At 43.4% G+C, this 23180-nt stretch carries 14 protein-coding genes; 11 read left to right on the forward strand and 3 right to left on the reverse strand.

Features of this window, described 5'->3' with window-relative positions:
- Positions 1-9 precede the first annotated feature (9 nt).
- Together V7L29_RS30945 and V7L29_RS30950 are read right to left on the reverse strand one after the other, a co-directional pair.
- Positions 10-4605 carry an nSTAND1 domain-containing NTPase gene (locus V7L29_RS30945; RefSeq protein ID WP_334737889.1) on the reverse strand — a complete coding sequence of 1532 codons (4596 nt, stop codon included), beginning with the start codon at positions 4603-4605 and terminating at the stop codon, positions 10-12.
- Between the two features lie 355 nt (positions 4606-4960).
- A complete protein-coding gene (locus V7L29_RS30950) occupies positions 4961-8449 on the reverse strand; it encodes a caspase family protein (protein WP_334737890.1) in 3489 nt (1162 codons plus the stop codon).
- A gap of 436 nt (positions 8450-8885) precedes the next feature.
- Between V7L29_RS30950 and V7L29_RS30955 the strand changes: the two genes are divergently transcribed.
- The 10 genes from V7L29_RS30955 (at position 8886) to V7L29_RS31000 (ending at position 19380) form a co-directional block, all read left to right on the forward strand.
- Positions 8886-9059, forward strand: a complete 174-nt coding sequence (locus V7L29_RS30955) for a hypothetical protein (RefSeq protein WP_334737891.1) — start codon at positions 8886-8888, stop codon at positions 9057-9059.
- Between the two features lie 49 nt (positions 9060-9108).
- Positions 9109-10470, forward strand: coding sequence for a ribosome biogenesis GTPase Der (gene der, locus V7L29_RS30960; RefSeq protein ID WP_334737892.1), 1362 nt, complete (start codon positions 9109-9111; stop codon positions 10468-10470).
- A gap of 147 nt (positions 10471-10617) precedes the next feature.
- Complete coding sequence (locus tag V7L29_RS30965) at positions 10618-11538, forward strand: energy-coupling factor transporter transmembrane component T family protein (protein ID WP_334737893.1); 921 nt, start codon at positions 10618-10620, stop codon at positions 11536-11538.
- A 125-nt stretch (positions 11539-11663) separates the two neighbouring features.
- Positions 11664-13181, forward strand: a complete 1518-nt coding sequence (locus V7L29_RS30970; RefSeq protein ID WP_334737894.1) for an anthranilate synthase component I — start codon at positions 11664-11666, stop codon at positions 13179-13181.
- 483 nt (positions 13182-13664) lie between these two features.
- Positions 13665-13943: a transcriptional coactivator PipX gene (gene pipX / locus V7L29_RS30975; RefSeq protein ID WP_229451666.1), complete on the forward strand. Its 279-nt coding sequence runs from the start codon at positions 13665-13667 to the stop codon at positions 13941-13943.
- Positions 13940-14608 (forward strand): YggS family pyridoxal phosphate-dependent enzyme, encoded by a 669-nt coding sequence (locus tag V7L29_RS30980; protein WP_334737895.1) that lies wholly within the window; start codon positions 13940-13942, stop codon positions 14606-14608. The genes pipX and V7L29_RS30980 overlap by 4 nt, the downstream gene beginning before the upstream one ends.
- 50 nt (positions 14609-14658) lie before the next feature.
- Entirely contained in the window at positions 14659-14907 is a 249-nt protein-coding gene (locus V7L29_RS30985) for a hypothetical protein (RefSeq protein WP_334737896.1), read from the forward strand.
- An 85-nt stretch (positions 14908-14992) separates the two neighbouring features.
- Positions 14993-15592 (forward strand): cell division protein SepF, encoded by a 600-nt coding sequence (locus tag V7L29_RS30990; protein WP_334737897.1) that lies wholly within the window; start codon positions 14993-14995, stop codon positions 15590-15592.
- A gap of 174 nt (positions 15593-15766) precedes the next feature.
- Positions 15767-16585, forward strand: a complete 819-nt coding sequence (gene proC / locus V7L29_RS30995; RefSeq protein WP_334688808.1) for a pyrroline-5-carboxylate reductase — start codon at positions 15767-15769, stop codon at positions 16583-16585.
- Between the two features lie 119 nt (positions 16586-16704).
- On the forward strand, positions 16705-19380 hold the full coding sequence (locus V7L29_RS31000; protein WP_334737898.1) for a DEAD/DEAH box helicase: 2676 nt from the start codon (positions 16705-16707) through the stop codon (positions 19378-19380).
- A 261-nt stretch (positions 19381-19641) separates the two neighbouring features.
- On the opposite strand, the gene V7L29_RS31005 is transcribed toward V7L29_RS31000, so the two are convergent.
- The gene (locus tag V7L29_RS31005; RefSeq protein ID WP_334688810.1) at positions 19642-20025 is read right to left on the reverse strand and encodes a hypothetical protein; all 384 of its coding nucleotides are present in this window, start codon (positions 20023-20025) and stop codon (positions 19642-19644) included.
- A 604-nt stretch (positions 20026-20629) separates the two neighbouring features.
- On the opposite strand from V7L29_RS31005, the gene V7L29_RS31010 reads away from it, so the two are divergent.
- Complete coding sequence (locus tag V7L29_RS31010; RefSeq protein ID WP_334737899.1) at positions 20630-23041, forward strand: sucrose synthase; 2412 nt, start codon at positions 20630-20632, stop codon at positions 23039-23041.
- The last annotated feature ends 139 nt before the right edge of the window (positions 23042-23180 follow it).

Consider the following 23180-nt stretch of genomic DNA (forward strand, 5'->3'; position numbering starts at 1 on the left):
GCTTTTACCTTACTTGTCTGGATTTACAGGGGTTGATGGTAAATTATTACAGAGATGGCGCTCGCTCTCCACATTAGGGTTATTCTGCAAATAGTCACCAAGGCGATCGCAGGCCCCTTGTATCAGATCATCGAATGATTGAATGTGCCACAGTTGAGCGATACCATCATCACCTGCGGTAGCTAGTAACTTTCCATCGCGGCTAAAACTAACGCTCTCGATTTGAGAACCTCGATGCCCTATCCAAGTTGCAAACTTTTCACCTTGTAAATTCCACAACTGCACTTTACCTTTCTCCCCACTACCGACAATCATCTTGCCATCGGGGCTAAACGCCACGGCTTTTAGTTTGATGCCAGGTACCTGCAATGGCTGATGATTTGGTTGACCTTGCAAGTCCCATAAGCGGACAGTACCATCATCTCCGGCGCTGGCTATTTGCTTACCATCTGGACTGAACGCTGTGTCATAAACAGGGCCTAGATGACCTTGAAATGGCTGTGCTAACTGTTGACCTTGCAAGTTCCACAAGCCGACAGTACCATCGTCTCCGGCGCTGGCTATTCGCTGACCATCCGGACTAAAACTGACGCTGTTAACTTTGCCTAGATGACCTCGAAATGGCTGTGCTAACTGTTGACCTTGCAAGTTCCACAAGCCGACAGTACCATCGTCTCCGGCGCTGGCTATGAGTTGACCATCCGGACTAAAACTGACGCTGCGGACTTTGCCTCGATGACCTCGAAATGGCTGTGCTAACTGTTGACCTTGCAAGTTCCATAAGCGGACAGTACCATCATCTCCGGCGCTAGCTATGCGTTGACCATCCGGACTAAAACTGACGCTGAGGACTTTGCCTAGATGACCTTGAAATGGCTCTCCTAATTGCTGACCTTGCAAGTTCCACAAGCGGACAGTATTATCATCTCCGGCACTGGCTATTCGCTGACCATCCGGACTAAAACTGACACTGCGGACTGTTGTATGTTGATGATGCTCTCTAAATTGTGCCTGCTGGTCGTTTAAATTCCACACACGGACAGTACCATCATCGCCAGCACTAACTATTAGCTGGCCATTTTTGCTGATACTGACACTTCTGACAGGCCCTTGATGCCCTTGAAATATATCTAACTGCTTACCTTGTAAGTCCCACACACGGACAGTCCCATCTCCAGCAGCGCTGGCTATTTGCTTACCATTATGGCTGAATGCCACATTCCAGATTCTACCTTGATGCCCTCTAAATGGCTCTCCTAATTGTTGACCTTGCAAGTTCCAGAGGCGGATAGTATTATCTTTTCCTGCTGTCGCTAGTAGATGACCATCCGGGCTAAATTTGATGCTGCTGATATCGTCTTGCTTTCCTTCCCATTCTCTCAACAGCTGGCCTTGCAAGTTCCACAAGCTAATAAAACCGTCATCGCCAGCACTAGCGATGATTTTATCGTCTGGACTGAACGCTACGCCCCAAACTAGCTTTTCTTGTTGTTGAGGCACAAGTTTTCTTGTAAAGGGTTGCCCAATGGGATTGCCTTGTAAGTCCCACAAGCGGACAGTATCGTTTGCTCCTCCGGTAGCTAAAAGCTGACCATTTGAGCTAAAACTGATACTTTTGACAAAGCTTTGACCTGCTAACAATTTTTTTACAACAAGATGACCTTGTAAGTTCCACAGGCGGACGGTATCATCACGGCCGGCAGTAGCTATTAGTTGGCCATCTGGACTAAAAGTAAGATTAGTGACCAAGTCTTGCTCTGCTGACCATTTTTTTACAAGATGACCTTTTAAATCCCACAGGCGGATAGTGTCGTCATCTCCAGCACTAGCCAGAAGCTTATTATCTGGACTAAGAAAGCTTCTAACTGTGCCTTTAGCCCCTTCCATGCGAATGCGTTCTCGGACTGAATAAACTGCTTCTTGCAGCGTTCCTGTCACTTGATTTTGTAGCTGTTCACCCGGACTAAATAATCGCAACAGTGGGTGTTGTAGTGACCTTCCTGCTCGTAGGCTATAAATTAATGCATCTAACCCTTGCTGCTGTAGCTTTGCTTCTGCCGTTTCTCTAAAAGCACTGGTTTCACCAATTTTTGCATTTCTTTGACTAATCAGCGCCAAAACAGTTAACACGAGAAAAATAACATTGGCTCCGATCGCAATCCGCCATCGCCAACTAATGTTCCGGCGTTTCTGTAAAACACTTTGTTGGACAAATTCTGTTTCTAACTTATTAAACCAATTGTCATGAGACTGGAGTTTCTGATTCAATACATCAAGATAAGGATTACTATTCCAAAGAAACTGTATAGGTTTCTCCCTCAAACGCTCTTGTTGATGCTGTCTTTGCTGTAATCCTTGAACAAGCAAAGTTATGATTTTTTTACTAAATTTGCAAGATAAGTTTTCAACAACGTAGAAGCAGCGATCTAACCGATCAATTACAGTTTCAACTTTGGCTTGCAAACCTGATGGCTGTTCCTTGCTGGCGACACTTTCCCACTCTTCGGCAGCCGGTGTCAGCCGCCGTTGTAAAATTATGTCTTCTTCTTTTTTCCACTTGAGTAATTTATCCCATCCCTGTACTAAAGCATCATGGGCTGGCTCTACATAGGGTTCGCCTTGAGAATTAGAACCTTCAATGATTAAGCGGGCTTCAGAAAAACGTTTGATGACTGTTTGCACGCGATCGCTTTCTTTCTTGTCAGAGTAAATTAGTTCAGACTTGGGAACCTGTCGCCTTGCTAAGTCGCCACCCTGCAATGAAATCATTCGCAGCATTACCCGCCGTACTGTGTTTTCATAAGCGGGGTCTGAAGCAACTAGTTGATCGTATTCTTGGTTAGCACGTTTGGTTAGAGAACCAACAACTCTTCCCAACTCTTCGTAATCTTCCTTTTTTAAGGCGCGGTTGTCCCTTCGTTCCTCTAAATATTTCAGGTACAATTCGCTGAGGGTGAAAGAAAGTAAGGGTAAAGCACCTGGCATTTGTACAACTTCGTTGATCAGTTCATCCACCAGGCTGGGAGGGTCGAAATATACCACTTTTTCAGACGCTGGTTTCTCAATTGCTTCCCGGAATTCATCCTGGGTCATTGGCGGGACGACAAATCGGGTATCATCATTCCAAAAGTCTTTGAGTATAGAGTTTTGAAACTGACCCTCAAAATCGAGTCGCAAGGTGATAACTACATGGATTTTGTCAGGATATTTAGCGATCGCATTCTTGATCAATTTCTGAAACTGCTCTCGTTGTTCGTCACTCTTGCACAGGGTGATTAACTCTTCATACTGATCAACTGCCAGCAATAACTTAATCTGGGGATTAATCTTGCTCCAACTTTCAATGATGTTTACTAAAGCTTGCTCGTCTTTTACCAATTGTGAAGCAGTAATTGTATTTGCAATTGGTAAACACACCTGTGCTAAAGCCTGCAAAGGACTTTCCCCTGGACGCATGGGATCTAAAATCTGAAACTTATGCTCCTGGGAATGACGTAGACGGTGTAACAATCCGGCTTTCATTAAGCTAGATTTACCCGTTCCAGATGCACCTAAAACTAATGTCAATGGCTGTTGGTTAGCAACTGCTTTTTGGTATAGGTTTTCAATCAGGTTTTCTCTACCAAAAAACAAGTTACTGTCTTTTTCGTCATAAGATTGCAATCCTCGATAGGGATTATTTTTGAGATTAAGTGATGGTGCATCCTCCAATTTATCTCGGTCAAAATTAGGTAGTAGGAAGATGAATTCTCCTTTGTCATGTTTTCTCAAAGGACACAGACTTGGAGTTTGCCGCTTGTAATTATTTTCTGTGACAACTTCAACTTGATCTCGCAAATACGAGTACAGTTCAGTTGCCGTAACGATGCCATCATCATTCGAGTCAGCTTTTTTGTCAGTTCCGCGTAGGGCATCAAAAAGTGCTTTGGCAAAGGGAGAGTGAACCTCGTTACCTTCTTTTACTTCCCCCCGCACACCCAAAGAATCCAAGGCTTTTTGATCGTCTGCTGCGGAAGTAATTACTTGCCAAGCTGCATCGCTGATAAAGCGATCGTAGCGTTCTTTATAGACTGTGACTTTGGGTTGAATCTCTCGCTTGAGACTTGCCCAACGAAAAGCGCCTGCAAAACAGCAATCTAAAATTGCTAACATGTGCCGACAAGGGAGTTCATTCAGGGCATCATGTAACTCCTGCATCGGCAAGTAGGTATTACTATCTCCTAAAGTGGCATCTTGCGGAATCAAATAACCTACTGGCCCCTCTTGATTTTCTAGAGCCTCTAAAGCGATACCATGTCCAGCAAAATAGAAGAGGATGCGATCGCTCTCGGTAACTACCACTTTTTCGTTGTCAAAAGCTATTTGTCCTTGTTTGAAGTCTTTAATCAGTTGTTTGAGTTTGCTAAGGGTAACACGTTTATTCAATAGCAACTGGACTTCATATTTATTTTGTGCTTGATATTGCTGTTTAAGATTCTGATGTTGCTTTTGGACAATTTGAGCAAGTTTGTGAGCATCAGAAACCGCTGTTTCTAACTCTCTAATACCATTTGCATAGTCATTGATACCGATAATAATCGCAAAATTGCGGTTGAATTTATGCATAAACATTAGTGGTCCTCATCTAATATTAATTCCAGTTGAATACTTATGAAAATCTCACGCACATACACAGCATCACGTCGCTTCTCTACGAGACGCTGTGCGAACGCTTCAAATTCAAAATTCAAAATTAATGATCCCCATAAATAAATTTAGAGGCTTGTATCCTTTTCGTTTTCGGTCAAGTCTGATGCCTTTAAAACAATACTTTTAAGTTAAGATAAGTTGTACGACTAATAACCTGCCTTTTAAACGTTGCAATGCAACGTCTCTACACATATCAAATCTCTACAAACAATCCTTAAGTTAACTGTATTGGTAGATAATTTCTCAAGGCAACAATAATAAAAGTAAATGCTTATTTTTGCCTTTCAACTGTCTCCTTGTTTTGTTGGGCAATGATCGCTTTAATCAAAGCGTCTAACCCAACATCTGTTAATTGCGTACCAAAGTAACTTAGGTGGTCGCAAGCTACTTCTTGAACAAAGGGCGCAAGCGATCGCCCTTTGGGAATATTCTGGATACTATCTACAGTGACTGCAATATCATTCTGTACACCAAAAAAAGGTAAATTTACAACTTTCTTAAATAAACTTTGCTCTAGCCGTTCTAAAACACTTGATTTTTTCTCTAGCTGCTGCTCTAATGCTGCCGGAATAATAGATGTGTTACCAGCGATAATCGAGTAAGGAATGCCAGGATCTTCACTTGCTGCCAAAGATTTGAGAAAATCAGAGTTTGGGTTTAACTCAGCTAGGGCTACTCTAATATTTTTTTCCAGAATTCCCATCAAACCTGTCAGCACTGTTACGGGCCAAGCAAGTGTAGAAAGTCTGTTGAGTCCAATACCCAAAGTCAGTTTTACCCAATCTTCAACAACTGGCCAAGGAGAACCTGCATTTGGTGTACCCAACATAATTAAATGTTGGACAACTTTATTACCTCCTTCTCGCTCAATAAACCAACGGGAAACTAGACCTCCCATTGAATGAGCAATAATGTGCAGCTCTTTACTGTGGTTTGCTCCTAAACCCACTTCTTTTAGCCGCCGATTTAAATTTTCAGCATTCTCTTTAATTGAAGTATTCAGATTTTCGTAGTCAAAGGTGAGAACTACATCGAAAAGTTCACTGATGGAACGCTTTTGTCCATCTGCTTGCAATACGGGGTGTTTAATGGTGTTGACTAAACTTTCAGTATCGCCAATAATGCCGTGAATGTAGAGGGCAATTCGTTTTGCTTGTGCGACTCGCTGCTGAACATCAACCACATTCCTTTTATAGGTTACTTTCTTGTCGTCTCCTACCTCAGCCACCGCTAAAATGGGATACTCAAATTCTCGTCCAAAAGACCGATTGATTACTTTTTCAAAGAAGATGCGAATAGACCCTTGCAGGCTACGTTCTCCCTGATTAACTGGAGCTGGTAATCGTTCTACCTCAATTTCTGTTTTGCCATCTTGAGTTGTTTGACCGCGACCTAAAGGTAAGAAAAATTCCCCATCATAGCCAACAGCAAGAAGATATTCATTGTCTGCTAATGGTGCATCTACTAATAACTTTAAAGGTGCATCTGGAGTGACAACTGTATAATCTTGAATTTCGTTCAATTCCAATACACTTAATCCCGGGTCAGTACCTCGACTGGTAGTAAATTGGAAAGGTCGAGTAACTTTTGCATCTTCTCGCAGGATAGGGGGTAAAATTTGATTTCCTAAATCTCGGCTGACTTGCGGTGTCGTAGTTAGGCGAGCATTTGCCACCAAGTTTGGATGCACTTGTAATTTTACCCCTGCTCCTAATAATTTTTGTTCTGTCTGAGAAACTGGGGTAGAGTCTAAAGGACGTACAGTGGTAATGCTAATTTCTTGTACATACCAATCATCATACTTTGCTGCACTTTTGGCTTTGATTTCACGATTTTGAGTTCGATTCATCAAACGGTCAAGACTACTTTGATTTGCAGATTCTAATTCTCTTATGGCAGGTGGACGAGGAGCATCAAGTTTATTCTGAGTCAGCAATTTAGCATCAAATTCCTCATGACTGACTATCAATTTAATCATGTCTTTATATTCAGTAATTCCCTGTGACCACAACTCGTCTGGAACTTCGAGTATCAAATTTTCGCCGTCTAAAGCCAGTGCTGATTCTCCTGGTTGCAGCCTGATGCTACCTGCTTCAAAAAATGGGGCGCTAATAGCGAAACTGTCAGAAAGGTTGACTAAGCCAAAGTAAAGTGGCATCTGACTTTTATTGGTGAGTTTCAGTTGAAATTCCGGATTTTGCCACCTACCATCCCTATACGTATACTGTAAACGCATCTGCGGCAATTGAGATGATTCTTCATTTTCAAAGAGCAGTTTCATCTCTACATCATTGGCTCTGATCTCAGCTGCTGGATTTGAGAGTTCTGCAATTGTTGTCCAACGGGAAATATGTTCTAAACGTTCAATTGCCTGTTTTGCATTGTCTGGACTATAACCATCAATTTGAGCTACTAGAGGTCGGTCATCTGTAGGTCGGGCAATCAAATACTGTTGATCACGACAAAGTAGGCGAAACTCGGCTTTACCAACTTCTTTCTCCTCACGCACATAGGGTGAAGCTTTACCATCAAGTCCAGCTGTTACTAATGCTTGGTGTGCGAGAGTTACACCAGCTTCATCTCCCTGAATGTGAACCCCTAAAGGTGGTAGCGGTAGGCTGGTGACAACTGCTTTAAAAGAAGTACCATCAGCAGTGAGGTTTGGCACATCTTTAATATCTACCTGACTCTGCGTTGGTAGCACCCTAGTCACTTTTGCTGTACCCACAGACATTGCTGGGTCACGCAGGTCTTCGATATTGGCGTCAAAGGAAAATAGTGCTAGTAAAGTGATTTCGCCGTCTTTGGGTGGCTGCACTGCGTGGACAGCACCACCATCAATTATCCAGCCATAGTTTGGGTCATTTTTAACAATAAAGTAGGGGTGACGTTCTGCGATCGCTCCATCAAGGAAAAACTTGTTTTCATCCTCAGGATTATTCACTTCCAACTGAGGAGATTGGGCTGTAATTTTACTGCGGATGATGGCATTTGTCCGCCCAAACAAATCTCGATAAGTTAGCTTTCCGTTAGCTTTAGAAAGCGTATCCATCAAAAAATAAGAGAAACTACCCCGGTGTTTGTCACCGCCGTAGTATTCCTTCGCTGTTTCGTAGTCTCGACAAGCAGATAGAAGTACATGACGACCTTTGGGTATCTTCCACCCACTGGGATGTTTTTCTGGGTCACGGGAATCTGAAAGTTGCCTTAAGTCGACGAGAGAAAAAATAAAACTATCCAGTGGGCGTTCTCGCTTGTCTGTAGGGAAGCGACGTATTCCTGTCTCTTGCAATGGGTCTTTAGTGCCGGAACCAGAGTGGCAGCAATCCATAATAATGGTAATGTGCGGGTCTTTTTCTGCTACTTCGGCAATGAGTTTTCCTAATTCTTTATCTGCCAAATCCCAGCCGTTTTCGGTACGACTGTCATAACATACTAAGGTTTCATCAAGATGGTCTGGCTCTAAGTGCCAAAATTCTTTTGGTGCCAACTCCTGAGAACCGTGACCACTGTAGTAAAACAAAACTATATCATCTTGCCCAGCTTGACGAAGATGCTTCCGGAAACCATCAATGACTGCCTTACGGGTTGCCTGGTCATTCTTAAGGGTTTGTAAATGTAATTGGTATTCTTTTTGATCAAACCGTTCGTTAAGATACTCTTCTATTGCTGTAATGTCGTTTACACAACCTTGAAGTCGATGATTTAAATCAGGATAATTGTCAATACCAACTAGCAAAGCATATAAGTTACGAGTCATGATTATTTGTATCTCCTAAAGCTATGATTTCTAAACTGCTCAGATAATAATGATTGGGATTTTGGTTTATTTCCCCACTTTTATGTTGGTTGAAAATCTTTATTCTATGCACAAGATAACCGGATATCATAGGTTTTAGGACATTCACTAAAACCCTTATCAGTTGTATAAAATATCCAATTAAATTTAAAAAGTACCCCCACGGGTACTTTTCACGAGCAGCAAATCACAAATTTATTGAAGTTATAAGCTGTCGCGCCTATAAGTTGCCTCATAATCTGTTCGGTAAAACCTGCAAACCCTCTCCTCTGCTCCTCTGCCGTCTCAATGTGCAAATTAAAAACACAACAGCTTACCTAGTAAAGCACGGCATAAATAAGCCACCTATTCCAAATCAATGAAACGCTTATGCTGTATTCATTTTGACTTTTGACTTTTGACTTTTGACTTCCGCCTTGCGGTACTAGCCCTTAGTTGGTGTATTGGAGCGTATCAAGGTTTAATCCCCTTGGCGGCGACTACTATATTCTCGGTCTTGCTGTTAGTTTGCCCAAGGCTGGCGATCGCTTCAGATGATTGGGAAATTATTAAAACTTCAAGTTTAAAGTGAGTAAAATGTAAGTACGTGATATACTACGTCTCTGACTTACCCTGGTTTTATGGCACTGCCAATTGTTGCAATTATCGGACGCCCAAATGTGGGCAAATCCACCCTGGTTAATCGACTCGCCGGGGAACAAACGGCGATTGTCCATGATGAACCGGGAGTGACACGTGATCGCACTTACATGCCAGCTTTCTGGAATGATCGCGAATTTTTAGTTGTAGATACTGGTGGTTTAGTTTTTAATGATGATACCGAATTTTTACCACTGATTCGCCAACAGGCAATGACAGCCCTTGCAGAAGCGTGTGCCGCTATTTTTGTAGTAGATGGTCAAACAGGTCCCACATTGGCAGATTTAGAAATCGCCGAATGGATGCGTCAACAACCCGTACCTGTGCTACTAACTGTAAATAAATGTGAATCTTTAGAACAAGGCTTAATCCAAGCTGCGGAATTTTGGGAATTGGGATTGGGCGAACCTTACGCCATTTCCGCAATTCATGGCAGTGGCACAGGAGAGTTACTCGACGAGTTAATTAATCACATACCTACTATTGAAGACATCCCAGAAACTAATGAAATCAAAGTAGCAATTGTGGGACGCCCGAATGTGGGCAAATCGAGCTTACTCAATTCATTTGTCGGGGAAGAGAGGGCAATTGTCAGCCCAATTTCTGGCACAACCCGCGATGCTATTGATACCGTCATTGAACGAAACGGACAAAGCTACCGCTTGATTGACACCGCCGGCATTCGCAAAAAGAAACACATCGAATACGGCACAGAATTCTTTAGTATTAACCGTGCTTTCAAAGCGATTCGCCGCGCTGACGTGGTTTTATTAGTACTAGATGCTGTAGATGGAGTTACTGAGCAAGACCAAAAATTAGCTGGGCGGATTATCGAGGAAGGTCGAGCTTGCATCATCGTCGTTAATAAGTGGGATGCCGTCGAAAAAGACTCTCATACAATCTACGACTACGAAAAAACTCTGCAATCACGGTTACATTTTACTGAATGGGCAGAAACAATCTTTGTTAGCGCCTTGTCAGGACAACGGGTAGAAAAGATTTTAGAGCTGGTAAAAACGGCGGCTGAATCACACAAACGTCGTGTCAGCACATCAGTAATTAACGAAGTCTTAACAGATGCTGTGAGCTGGCATTCACCGCCAGCATCCCGTGGTGGACGTCAGGGCAAGATTTATTATGGTACACAAGTAAGTAGCCAACCACCAACGATCGCCCTCTTTGTCAATGATTCCAAACGCTTCAACGACAACTACCGCCGCTATATTGAACGCCAATTCCGGGAACAGCTAGGATTTAAAGGCACGCCAATTATTTTACTGTGGCGGAGTAAAAAAGTCCGTGATGTCGAAAGTGGTAATGTTAATAGAGCAACTCGCGTGTAATAATTGTCACTTGTCATTAGTCATTTGTCCTTTGCATAATGACTAATGACTCATGTTAATCGAGTAACTCACGTATAATAATTGTCACTTGTCATTAGTCATTTGTTTTTTGGCTAATGACTAATGAATAATGAATAATGACTAAACATGGATTTATTGCGATCGCTGCCACTTGGACTTTATTTAGAACAACCCCAAACTTGGCTGCATAAAATCGATCCGCGAGTCAAGTTTGCTTGGTTGATGAGCTTTTTAACAAGCTATGTTTTGGCTAACAACTTTTGGCGGGTGCTGCTGGTGGTAATATTGGTTATTGCCACTTTAATTGCTAAAATTCCCCGACGAGTATGGCAGCAGCAAATGGGTTGGCTATTAATGCTATCGTTTTTTGTCTTAGCGATCGCAGCCCTCAGTCCTGATGGATTGGGTGTAGATTATCAGCCACGCCTGCCAGCTAACGAACAAATACTAACCCAGCCAGCAAACTCTAATAATCTTGTTCAAGAGCCAGCAGTTGAGAAAAAAAAATACAGCTACGTGCTATTTCACAAAGGCCCGGTTAAAGTGACTCGTTACTCCTTGAGTTTGGCAGTACGCCTGAGTACACTTATATTTACCGTAATTTACAGCACTAACCTGTATCTGCTGACAACTGCACCAGAAGAAATCACATCTAGTATAGAAAGCTTAATGCAACCCCTGCGACGCTTCAAGTTACCTGTCACAGAAATTACTTTAACTTTAACCTTGTCCTTGCGCTTTATTCCCCTGGTTTTAGAAGAAGTGCAAAACTTATTTCGCTCTGTGATGACAAGGGCAATTAATTGGAAAAAGCTGGGATTAAAAGGAGCATTTAAGGTTTGGATGATAGTCGCAGAAAGATTATTAGAAAATCTGCTCTTACGAGCCGAGCAAATGGCGAATGCAATGATGGTGCGAGGTTTTACCAGTCCCAACGAGCATCGAGTCCAGTGGCACGATTTACGATTAAAAGGGCGTGACTGGCTTGCTATTGCAACTTTAATCTTATTCTGGGGAATACGGCTAGCTATCGGAACTGAAGTCTAATTTTGCACCGATAAAATGGTAATAGGTAATAGGTAATTGCATTTTGTCAGTGGTCAGTAGTAGTAAGTTATTTGTACTCACTACTGAAAACTGTCAACCAACTATTGACAACGCTTTTAAACAGTATGACCAAGGCTTGGTATTGGCGATCGCTACCCTTAGAAAAGCGCACAGGTTCGGAAGTTTTTGCTGCTCTTTTTCGCCCCACCGCCGCACCGGGAATTGCTACCCTACTGGAAAGTCCCTACCCAACGCCAATCGACCATCCCCAACTCAGCCGATATTCTATCTGTGCAGGTACTCCTCGCATAGTCGATGGTATTCCACAAATGTGGACACCACAAGTAGGAAAGGTTTTTCCCTTCCTAGAAAAGTTGTTACAGCAAAGCATAAGGAGGGATGAGGGGGACAAAAAGAAATTTCCTCCCCCTGCTTCCCCATCTCTTCCATCTCCTCACCTCCCTTTCATCGGCGGTTGGTTGGGTTGGCTAGGCTACGATGTCGCATGGGAAATTGAACAGCTACCCCGTGATAAAATTGATCCCCTGCCATTTCCCATAGCTTTTTGGTATGAACCAGATTGTTTTGCCGTTTTGGATCATGTCCAACAAATTCTTTGGCTAGCCGCCAGTGATGCAAGTGGACTCAATGAATTACAGGAGAAATTGCAGAACAGACAAGGGGACAAGGGGAAAAAAGTAGAATTTTCTCCCTCATCTTCCTTGTCTGGCCTCTCGCCCTCCCTCCCTGATTTTTTGACATCTCAGGCAGATTATGAAACAGCTGTAAACCAGGCGAAAAAATATATTCAAGCTGGAGACATCTTTCAGGCAAATCTTTCGTTGCGATTTCAAGCGTTTACATCGGCTTCTGGTTGGGAAATTTACCAAGCCTTGCAAAAAATCAATCCTTCTCCTTTTGCTAGCTATTGGCAGACGCCTTGGGGGGAAGTGATCAGTTGTTCGCCGGAACGTTTAGTAATGTTGCAAAATCAACAAGCCGAAACCAGACCGATTGCTGGGACGCGATCGCGTGGTGTCACACTAGAACAAGATATTCAACTGGCACAAGATTTACTCAGCAACACCAAAGAACTTGCAGAACACATCATGCTAGTGGATTTGGAACGTAATGATTTAGGGCGAGTTTGTGAATGGGGAACGGTTACTGTTGACGAATTGCTGACAATCGAGCGATATAGCCATGTGATGCATCTTGTCAGCAACATCAAAGGTACTTTAAAAGGCGACTACACTACCATCGATTTGATTCGGGCCACGTTCCCAGGTGGCACAATCACAGGTTGCCCCAAAGTCCGTTGCATGGAAATTATTGAAGAATTAGAACCCGTGCGGCGTAGCTTGTTCTACGGTTCCTGTGGCTATTTAGATTGGCGCGGTCATTTAGACTTAAATATCTTAATCCGCACCCTGCTAATGGCTCCTGCGTCCCCAGAAGGGAGAGAAAATTCTTCCTCATCTCCCCACTCAAGACTCATCTCCCAACACTCAGCACTTAACATTGTCTGGGGACAAGTTGGCGCAGGAATTGTCGCAGACAGCAATCCTGAGAGAGAATGGTATGAATCTCTGCACAAAGCTCAGGCACAACTGGCAGCACTGAAAATGCTGAATTCTCAATAAGGGTACAGGTAATAGGGAATAGTTTTCTTTCCACTCCTCACTCCTCACTCTCGTGTTAAGTTAGCTATTTTGCGCCATTGGGCGACAGTTGTGGCAGTATGGAAAGAAGTTGAAAAGTTCGCTGTTGCCGTTAGGAACTTCAAAGGGTGTTTTTCCTTGCAACGCCAAACTTTTAACAAGAGGATCAGGATTGTTTTGTGCTTGTCCCGACAGATTAGGAAATTGAAGTCATCAAAGCAGATGGTGATGTTTATCGACCAGCCTCTACTCTCTAAAATCCATGCTTCGCGGCTTCTGTTGTACCACTTCGCCTCACTACCACTAGCTTCATCTGCCTATTCAAAACTAGATCAAGGTCTTCGTAACCGCAGTTTTGCATTTTAAGTAAATATTCTGGCGAATGTTGGTATTATCGTCTGAATGTTCGGAATTCACTGCGAAAAGATATATATACTCCCACCTTGACTACACCTTGACTCTGAAATGACTCCAGAAAACGCAGAAACTTACATAAACCATCCAACTTGGGGTTTACTCTACAAAATCTGTATGGTTGATGAGAACCAGGATTTGTTCACCACACTTTATGCCCAGCGCTTATTTTTTTTGGTAGCAAATGACGTTAAAGGTGTTAAATTTCAGTCTCTAGGACGTACTGAGGCTAGAATGATGTTAGAAAATCGCTTACGTACCCTGCGTCGCAGTGGACAATCTCAGGAGTACGATCAGCTTCAGAGTGTTTTCCAACGCACCTTCCAATGAGCAGTTCGATTTCCGAACGTATTGTTATCATTCGCTCCTCACTGCCAACTTCAGTCCGATTGATTGCTGTTAGTAAGCAAGTTTCTGCCCAGGCCATTCGGTCTGCCTATGCTGCAGGAATTCGTGATTTTGGGGAGAGTCGTATCCAAGAAGCCGCCAGCAAACAAGCCGAGTTGCAAGACTTACCGGATATTACCTGGCACTTTATTGGACATTTGCAAAGTAATAAAGCCAAAAAAGCCATCGAACAATTCCATTGGATTCACTCCGTCGATAATTTGAAGCTGGCACAGCGCTTAGATCAATTGGCGCAACAGCTAGGAGTGAGTCCCCAGGTTTGCCTGCAAGTGAAAATTCTCCCCGATCCTAACAAGTCTGGTTGGAGTGTGCCAGAACTGTTGGCTGATTTACCTACACTCAATCAATACAAAAATTTACAAATTCAAGGTTTGATGACAATTCCGCCTTCCGGATTAAATGATTCCGAAATTTTAAGTGTGTTTAATCTCAATCGTGAGCTGGCAAAAGAAATCCAGGAGCAAAACTGGTCGCACATTAAAATGCAGCATCTGTCTATGGGTATGTCAGGCGACTACGAACTGGCAGTGCAAGCAGGCGCTACGATGGTACGATTAGGAACCATATTGTTTGGCGATCGCTCTTAGCTTATTAGTCATCAACCTTGCTCTTCAGTATTAATAAAGCTCAGGATTTGATGACAAGAATTTTGTCACAGACTGGTGCAATTGGAAACAAAGGATATAGTATTGACAAGAGCAATAGCCAAGGGAAAATGGGGTATAAAGAACTTTCCTTCGGACAAACCTTAGGATATAATCTTGACTCATTATTCTGTTTAGGCGATGCACAGACCTTTCCAACAAGTGTCAGTTCATCGCCAAAACCCGTAATATGGGCTACAACTAGCAATAGACTTGCTGAAGTATCCACCGATGTAGCGTAGTTTACCGCCGTAGGCATCGCTCCTAGCTCAATCAATCCTAAGCCAAGTCAATACTGGCAATTCGCACCAGGAGAGTACACACGCAATGAACAATATATTTTCCAAACTCAGAGACTTTGTGGGTCTAAATGAGCAAGTGGAATACGAGTATTACGAAGAAGAACCAGATACAGATAATAATTACCAAAACCTGTATCAGCAAGAAAATCCCCAACCAGCACCCCAAGAGAGCACAGCCGCTCAAAATCGACGCTGGCGGGAACCAGTGCCTACAATGGGAGATGATATAGCAGCAGGTTCAAAGCCAATGGGGAATGTGATTGGTATGCCAGGAGCAATTAACGGAATTTCGGAAGTTTTAGTACTCGAACCACGCACCTTTGAAGAAATGCCCCAGGCAATTCAAGCGTTGCGAGAACGCAAGTCAGTGGTATTAAATCTGACAATCATGGATCCAGATCAAGCTCAACGAGCAGTAGATTTTGTTGCAGGTGGTACTTACGCACTAGATGGACATCAAGAGCGCATTGGCGAGAGCATCTTTTTGTTTACGCCAAGCTGTGTCCAAGTTAGCACCCAAGGTGGCGTTCTTCATGAAGTACCACAACCGCCAGCACGTCCCTCTCGTCCTACAGGTTCTCCAAATCAAACCTGGGGCAACGAAACTAACCGGATGGCACAATAAAGTTAAATTAGTTGTTAGTCCTTTGTCCTTTGTCATTTGTCTTTGAAGTTATGATGGTCGCAAGCCTCCGTTCAGCAGACTTCTGTTTTTGTCATTTGTTCATTGTTGGTTGTAACCAATGACTAATGACCAATGACTAATGACTAGTGACCAATGACTAATGACTAATGATCAATGACTATAAAATTTGGCTTAATTGGTGGTGGGGTAATGGGAGAAGCGCTCTTATCCCGCCTGCTCACCCGTGGAATTTATCAATCATCAGAAGTCATAGTTAGCGAACCGCTACCTTCACGCCTAGATTTTTTAAAACAGCAATATGATGTTGCTGTGACAACAGATAATAGCCAGGTTTTCACTCAAGCAAAAGAAGTTGTGTTTTTGGCAGTGAAACCGCAGGTGTTTAGCGCGATCGCTCAAGAATTAGCACATATTCATATTCTGAATATACAACACTCACCGCTGATCATTTCTATCTTGGCAGGTGTACCTTTAAGTCAGTTAGAAGCTGCATTTGTGCAATTGCCAGTTATTAGAGCAATGCCCAACACCCCAGCAACTGTGGGAGCGGGAATTACCGCGATTTGTTCAGGTGCATACACCAGTCCCAAGCATCACCAAATAGCACAGCAAGTTTTTTCTGCTGTGGGGGAAGTTGTGGAAGTTTCAGAAGCGCTGATGGATGCAGTCACAGGGCTATCTGGTAGCGGCCCGGCTTACGTAGCGCTGTTGTTAGAAGCACTTGCTGATGGCGGAGTAGCCGCAGGTTTACCTAGAGCAATTGCCAATCAACTAGCCTTGCAAACTGTCCTGGGAACAGCGAAACTGTTGCAGGAAACCAAAATGCACCCAGCAGAACTCAAAGATCGTGTTACCAGTCCCGGCGGTACAACGATTGCGGGGATTGCCAAGCTAGAACAAGCAGGATTTCGTTCAGCTTTAATTGAAGCAGTAAAAGCTGCCACAGAGCGATCGCAAGAACTGGGAAAATAAGAGACTGGGGACTGGGGACTAGCTACTAAAATTCTTCTCTATACCCAATCCACAATCCCTAACGAAGTTGACAAAAGACTCGTTAGTATAGTAAACAATCTGGTTGCCAATGTGATTGAGTGAATTATCCTGCGCCGTCTCCAGAACTTGACTTAGGGTCTATATTTCCCTTTGAACTGGATCAGTTTCAAAAAGAAGCGATCGCGTCCCTAAACGCCGGACGCTCCGTAGTCGTATGTGCGCCCACAGGTTCGGGCAAAACATTAGTAGGGGAATACGCCATTTATCGTGCCCTAGCGCGAGGAAAACGTGTATTTTACACTACTCCACTGAAGGCGCTGTCGAATCAAAAATTACGTGACTTTCGAGAAAAATTCGGGTTTGATCAAGTAGGACTGTTAACTGGAGATGCTTCTATTAACAGAGATGCACCGATTTTGGTGATGACCACAGAAATTTTCCGAAATATGCTCTATGGCACACCCATTGGGCAAGTCGGCATCTCATTGGTAGACGTTGAAGCGGTGATACTTGATGAGTGCCACTACATGAACGATCGCCAGCGCGGTACAGTTTGGGAAGAATCAATAATCTATTGTCCCCGTGAAGTGCAACTGGCAGCCCTTTCAGCAACGGTTGCCAACAGCGATCAACTCACCGATTGGCTAAATCGCGTTCACGGCCCAACTGACCTAATTTACTCCGATTTTCGCCCAGTACCCTTGGAATTTCACTTTTGCAATCCCAAAGGGTTATTTCCCCTACTGAATGATAGTAAAACCAAAATTAACCCCCGACTTCAGAAGAAGAAGGGGAGAGGGGGAGAAAGGGAGAAGGGGAGAAGTGGTAGACCTGAGCCTCCTGGCATAATTTTTACCTTGAGCCAGTTAGAGCAACGGGATATGCTACCAGCGATTTACTTTATCTTCAGTCGCCGGGGATGTGATAAAGCAGTGGCGGAAGTGGGAGATTTATGGCTGGTAAATAGTGAAGAGTCCCAAATTTTACGGGAACAGATTGATGACTTTTTAGCCCGCAATCCCGAAGCAGGGCGTTCTGGACAAATTGCCCCCCTGTACCGGGGAATTGCTGCCCACCACGCTGGAATTTTGCCTGCTTGGAAAGCACTGGTAGAAGAACTATTTCAGCAGGGGTTGATTAAAGTAGTATTCGCCACCGAGACACTAGCAGCGGGAATTAATATGCCCGCCCGGACAACGGTAATTTCCACCCTTTCCAAGCGTACCGACACTGGACACCGCCTGTTGAACGCTTCCGAATTCCTGCAAATGGCGGGACGAGCAGGCCGCCGGGGGATGGATAAACAAGGTCATGTGGTGACAGTCCAAACTCCCTTTGAAGGAGCCAAAGAAGCCGCGTATTTGGGAACATCCAAGCCAGATCCCTTAGTCAGCCAGTTTACGCCCAGTTATGGCATGGTACTCAATTTGCTGCAAACCCACACCCTAGAGCAAACCAGGGAACTGATAGAGCGCAGCTTTGGGCAGTACATGGCCACCTTGCATTTAAGACCAGAATATGATGAAATTGCGGAACTGCAAACACAATTAGCTCAACTTCATGAGCAAATCGCCGCAGTTGATGAAAATGAACTGGCTGTTTATGAAAAATTGCGGCAACGCCTGAAAGTGGAACGCCAGATATTGAAAACCCTGCAAGAGCAAGCACTCTCAGATAGACAAGAAGAATTGGGGATGATGTTGGGCTTTGCAGTGTCAGGAACTCTGTTAAGTCTCAAAGGCAAAAACATCACAGTGTCTTCACCCGTAACTGCAGTGTTAGTGGGAAAATCGCCTGGTTCTGGTCAAGCTCCTTACTTGGTATGCTTGGGACACGATAACCGCTGGTATGTAGCAACCACAGGGGATGTAGTCGATTTGTATGCCGAACTGCCGCGAGTTGAGGTGCCGCCTGATGTGCTACCACCACCAGAGATGCCTTTGAAGCCAGGACAGTCACGCCGTGGCAGTGAAGAAACTTTTGCGATCGCTGTGCGTATTCCCGATCCGATAGAATCTTTACATCTGGCACCAGAAGTAGCAGAACAACTCAGTCGCACTGCTGCCGTCCAAGAGCAATTAGAAGCTCATCCCCTACATCAATCAGGTAATGCTGCAACCCTTTTCAAGCGTCGGTCCCGCTATGTCGAACTAGAAGCCGAACTCGAACAGTTGCAAGGGCAAGTAGAGCAACAGTCACAACGTCATTGGGAAGAGTTTCTCAATTTAATCGCAATTCTGCAATACTTTGGCGCTTTGGATAACTTAGTCCCCACACAATTAGGGCGAATCGCTGCCGCCATTAGAGGTGAGAATGAATTGTGGCTGGGTTTAGTATTCGCTAGTGGTGAATTGGGCAACTTAGATCCGCATCATTTAGCAGCAGCAGCAGCGGCTTTGGTGATGGAAACGCCCCGTCCAGATAGCAAGGTTAACTTTGAACTTAGTAATGAAGTAACAGAAGCTTTGAAAAAATTGCAGGGAATTCGCCGCCAAATGTTCCAACTACAACGGCGGTATAATGTAGCGCTGCCTATATGGTTGGAGTTTGAGTTAATTGCCATAGTGGAACAATGGGCGCTGGGAATGGAGTGGACACAACTCTGTGAGAATACCACTTTGGATGAAGGCGATGTGGTGAGAATTTTACGGCGGACGTTGGATTTATTATCGCAAATACCCCACGTTCCCCATTTGCCAGACTCTTTCTTGCGTAATGCCTATCGGGCGATGCAGTTGATTGATAGATTCCCTGTGAATGAAGTGGTTGAATAAACAGGACGCTCTTAAGCACAGAGAGTATTTGATAATTACTGAGCGTAAGAGCGTCTGTTCATCTTTGTGTCTTCTTCCTCAACATTAATTTCAGGGGTTTGGAGTAGTATTACAAACCCTCTCAACAATGAATTTAGATTTGAGCAAATAATAGTAGTGGTACGTAGTTAAAAATGCTTTTTTGGTTTCGGATATCTTCTATACATGATTAATCATGTGTATTTAACAGAAGTTATACCTTGCGAACAGTTCTCTTCAACCTTAGTACACCAAGCTTCCAGTACCCTGCAACTGACGCAAAGAATTTATACAGTATGGACAGTCGCATCCAAATAACTGAATTGCCCGATCGCTTTCCGCGTCAGTAAAGTTCAACATGGCAACATTCTGAGCTGATACTGATATGACAGTGGTTGAGGAACGTGTAGATGAGGTATATGGTTGCTTTCTCTCTGAATCTCGAATGCACACAAAATCTTTTCCCCCATGTGGGTTAGTGATACAAGTACGACCGTCTTGTGTGTGCATTAGTTTCTGTGTAATGCTAGTACTAGCATGGGCAGGATGAAATACTGCTAGCGTAGACATCATCGACACAAAAATTGAGGAACTGGAAAGCAAATTCAAGATAATTTTTTTGTTCATAGATTTCTTTGAGAAAATTGTCTACTAGCTTAGGGTATTCGATTCACTTTCAAACTTCAAGTGAATTTTCTCTAAGAATAGCTAGGTTGACACTTGTTATCTAAGAAAGTTCCATATTTACCCAGTTTGATCATAAATTAGATTGGTATGAACATAATACCTAGAACCCCAACTTTTTATCAAAAGTCGCGCTTTTATGTCCTGAGCGTTTGATGTTTAATTAGGTTGATCTACTTATCTGGTTAAAGTCTGCAAAGACTCGTAGCGATAAGGAAGTCGCAGTCTTCTCTACCTTGGACTGCACTTTCGCGTAGCGTTCCGTTGACGCAGCCTAAGGCAGAAAAGGAAAGGCGGTTCCCGTCGTTAGCGTACCTCCTACTAGACAAGCAAGCTACGCGCAGCGTCAACGAGGCTTAGAACTCCACTCTTTTACCTCCTGCTGCCCAATGCCCAATGCTTTAATCCCATAGACTTGCAGTGTTTCATCCCAGAGCTAGACGCGAAGGTTTTTATAATTATTTACCATTTTCGGGGAAATGTACCTCACAGAACATGAAGAGAAAAATGAGGTCGTGACCTAGCTAAAGTTCTGAGATTCCTGATCATGTATGAACTACTTCAAGCTATCTTTAACAGTGATGAAAAAGATGCTCTGCATCAGTTGATTTATGCGTTGAGTGCTTCAGGTAAGCGTTACTTCCTGAGAAATGAGATTTTACTCTTCTTTGCCGACTACTGTGATCAATCCCAAAAGCCAGCCTATTTTTACTACTCTTCTTCTGTTGGCAAACTGATACACTACACCCACGAAATAATTTTGGAAGAGGAAAATACTTGGTTGGTGGTTCGACCCAGGATTGCTAACCAAGAAGTTTGGAAACTGACAGCCAACTTTAGTAGGTTCGAGCAGATGACGCCTCAAGCGCTGCTAGATGTGAGAGATCGCCTAGTCAATCGTTACCAACCCCACATCCTGGAAATCGACCTTCAGCCCTTCTATGAGGGTTCCTCAAGAGTCGATGACGCCAGAAATATTGGTCAAGGTTTAGCCTTCCTCAACCGTTACCTGTGTAATCAATTGTTGAGTGACCCCCAATATTGGGTAGAAATGTTGTTTCAAGCATTACGTAGGCTGCAATACAATGATATTCGCCTGCTGTTAAATGATCGCATTCCCTCAGGTATTCAGTTAGCTAAACAAATTAAGCAAGCGCTGAAATTACTGAGTAAGCGTTCACCCAATGAACCCTATGAAAAATTCCGCTTTGATCTCCAACAACTCGGCTTTGAACCAGGTTGGGGTAACACTACAGCGCGAATCTCTGAAACTCTAGAACTCCTCGATCGACTCATTTACTCCCCAGAACCTGCCATCTTAGAAACATTTGTGGCCCGCGTCCCTGCTGTTTTTCGCGTCGTTCTCATTTCCATCCACGGCTGGGTGGGACAGGAAGATGTTTTGGGACGAGATGAAACACTCGGTCAAGTTATCTACGTCCTCGAACAAGCTCGCAGCTTAGAAAACAAACTGCGTGAAGAAATCAAACTCGCTGGTCTTGACCTGCTGGGTATTAAACCACATGTGATTATTCTCACTCGGCTAATCCCTAACTGTGAAGGGACATTTTGCAACCTGCGCTTAGAAAAAGTCCAAGATACTGAAAATGCTTGGATATTGCGCGTTCCTTTTGGTGAATTCAATCCAGAAATTACCAACAATTGGATTTCTAAATTTGAGATTTGGCCTTATTTAGAACAATTTGCTCTAGATGCAGAAAAAGAATTACTAGCTCAATTCCAAGGTAAACCTAATCTGATTATCGGCAATTACAGCGACGGTAATTTAGTGGCTTTTCTTCTATCTCGCTGGCTGAAAGTTACCCAGTGCAACATTGCCCATTCCTTGGAAAAACCTAAATATCTATTTAGCAATTTATATTGGCAAGATTTAGAAGACCAATATCACTTCTCGGCACAATTCACCGCCGATTTGATTAGCATGAATGCAGCCGACTTTATCATCACATCGTCCTACCAAGAAATTGTCGGTACACCAGACACCATAGGTCAATACGAGTCGTACAAGTGGTTTACGATGCCGCAGTTGTATCATGTGGTTGATGGGATTGATTTGTTTAGTCCTAAATTCAACTTAGTGCCGCCGGGAATAAATGAAAATATTTTCTTTCCCTACAGCCAAAAAGAAAAACGAGATTTTAACCTTCGCACCCAAGTCCACGACTTACTCTTTAACCGCGAAGACCCTCAAATCTTTGGTCATTTAGCTCACCCTAATAAGCGACCAATCTTTGCCTTTGCTCCCATCACCTCAGTCAAAAATCTCACTGGGTTAGCTGAATGCTTTGGTAAAAGTCAGGCGTTGCAAGAGCGTTGTAACCTAATCCTTTTAAGTAGTAAACTACATCCAGATGAAGCTACAAATCTAGAAGAAGTAGAAGAAATTCAAAAATTGCATGAGATTATTGATCAATATCATCTCTATGGCAAGATTCGCTGGGTGGGAATGCGTATCCCTAGCAGCGACCTCGGCGAAGCCTACCGGGTAGTTGCAGATTCTCAGGGAATTTATGTCCATTTTGCCCGCTTTGAATCTTTCGGGCGGAGTATTTTGGAAGCGATGATTTCCGGCTTGCCTAGTTTCGCTACTCAATTTGGTGGTTCTTTAGAAATTATCGAGAACCAGGAAAATGGATTTAATCTTAATCCTATGGACTTAGAAGGAACAGCAAAGAAAATTTTAGACTTCCTTGACCAATGCGATACTGATGCTGAATACTGGCACGAAGTATCAGAATGGATGAGTCAGCGAATTCATCACAAATATAATTGGCATTTACATAGCAATCAATTACTACTGCTTGCTAAAATATTTAGTTTTTGGAACTTTGTTGCTCCCGAAAATAACGAAGCCAGAGATCGGTACATGGAAACCTTATTTCATCTTATTTATAAACCCAGAGCCGAAAAGATTTTGGAAAAACACATGGGTGGGTGAGGGAGCAGGGGAGCAGGGAAGATGAGGGAGACAAAAGGGATAAGGAGAACTAGAGACTCGTTCATCCATCTCAAAGACTCAAAATCTCCAATTCCCAGTCCCCCCTATAGGGAAATTAAAAGTCAAAAAACTTTATTCG

The sequence above is a fragment of the Nostoc sp. genome (genome assembly GCF_036916575.1).
Lineage (GTDB): Bacteria > Cyanobacteriota > Cyanobacteriia > Cyanobacteriales > Nostocaceae > Nostoc.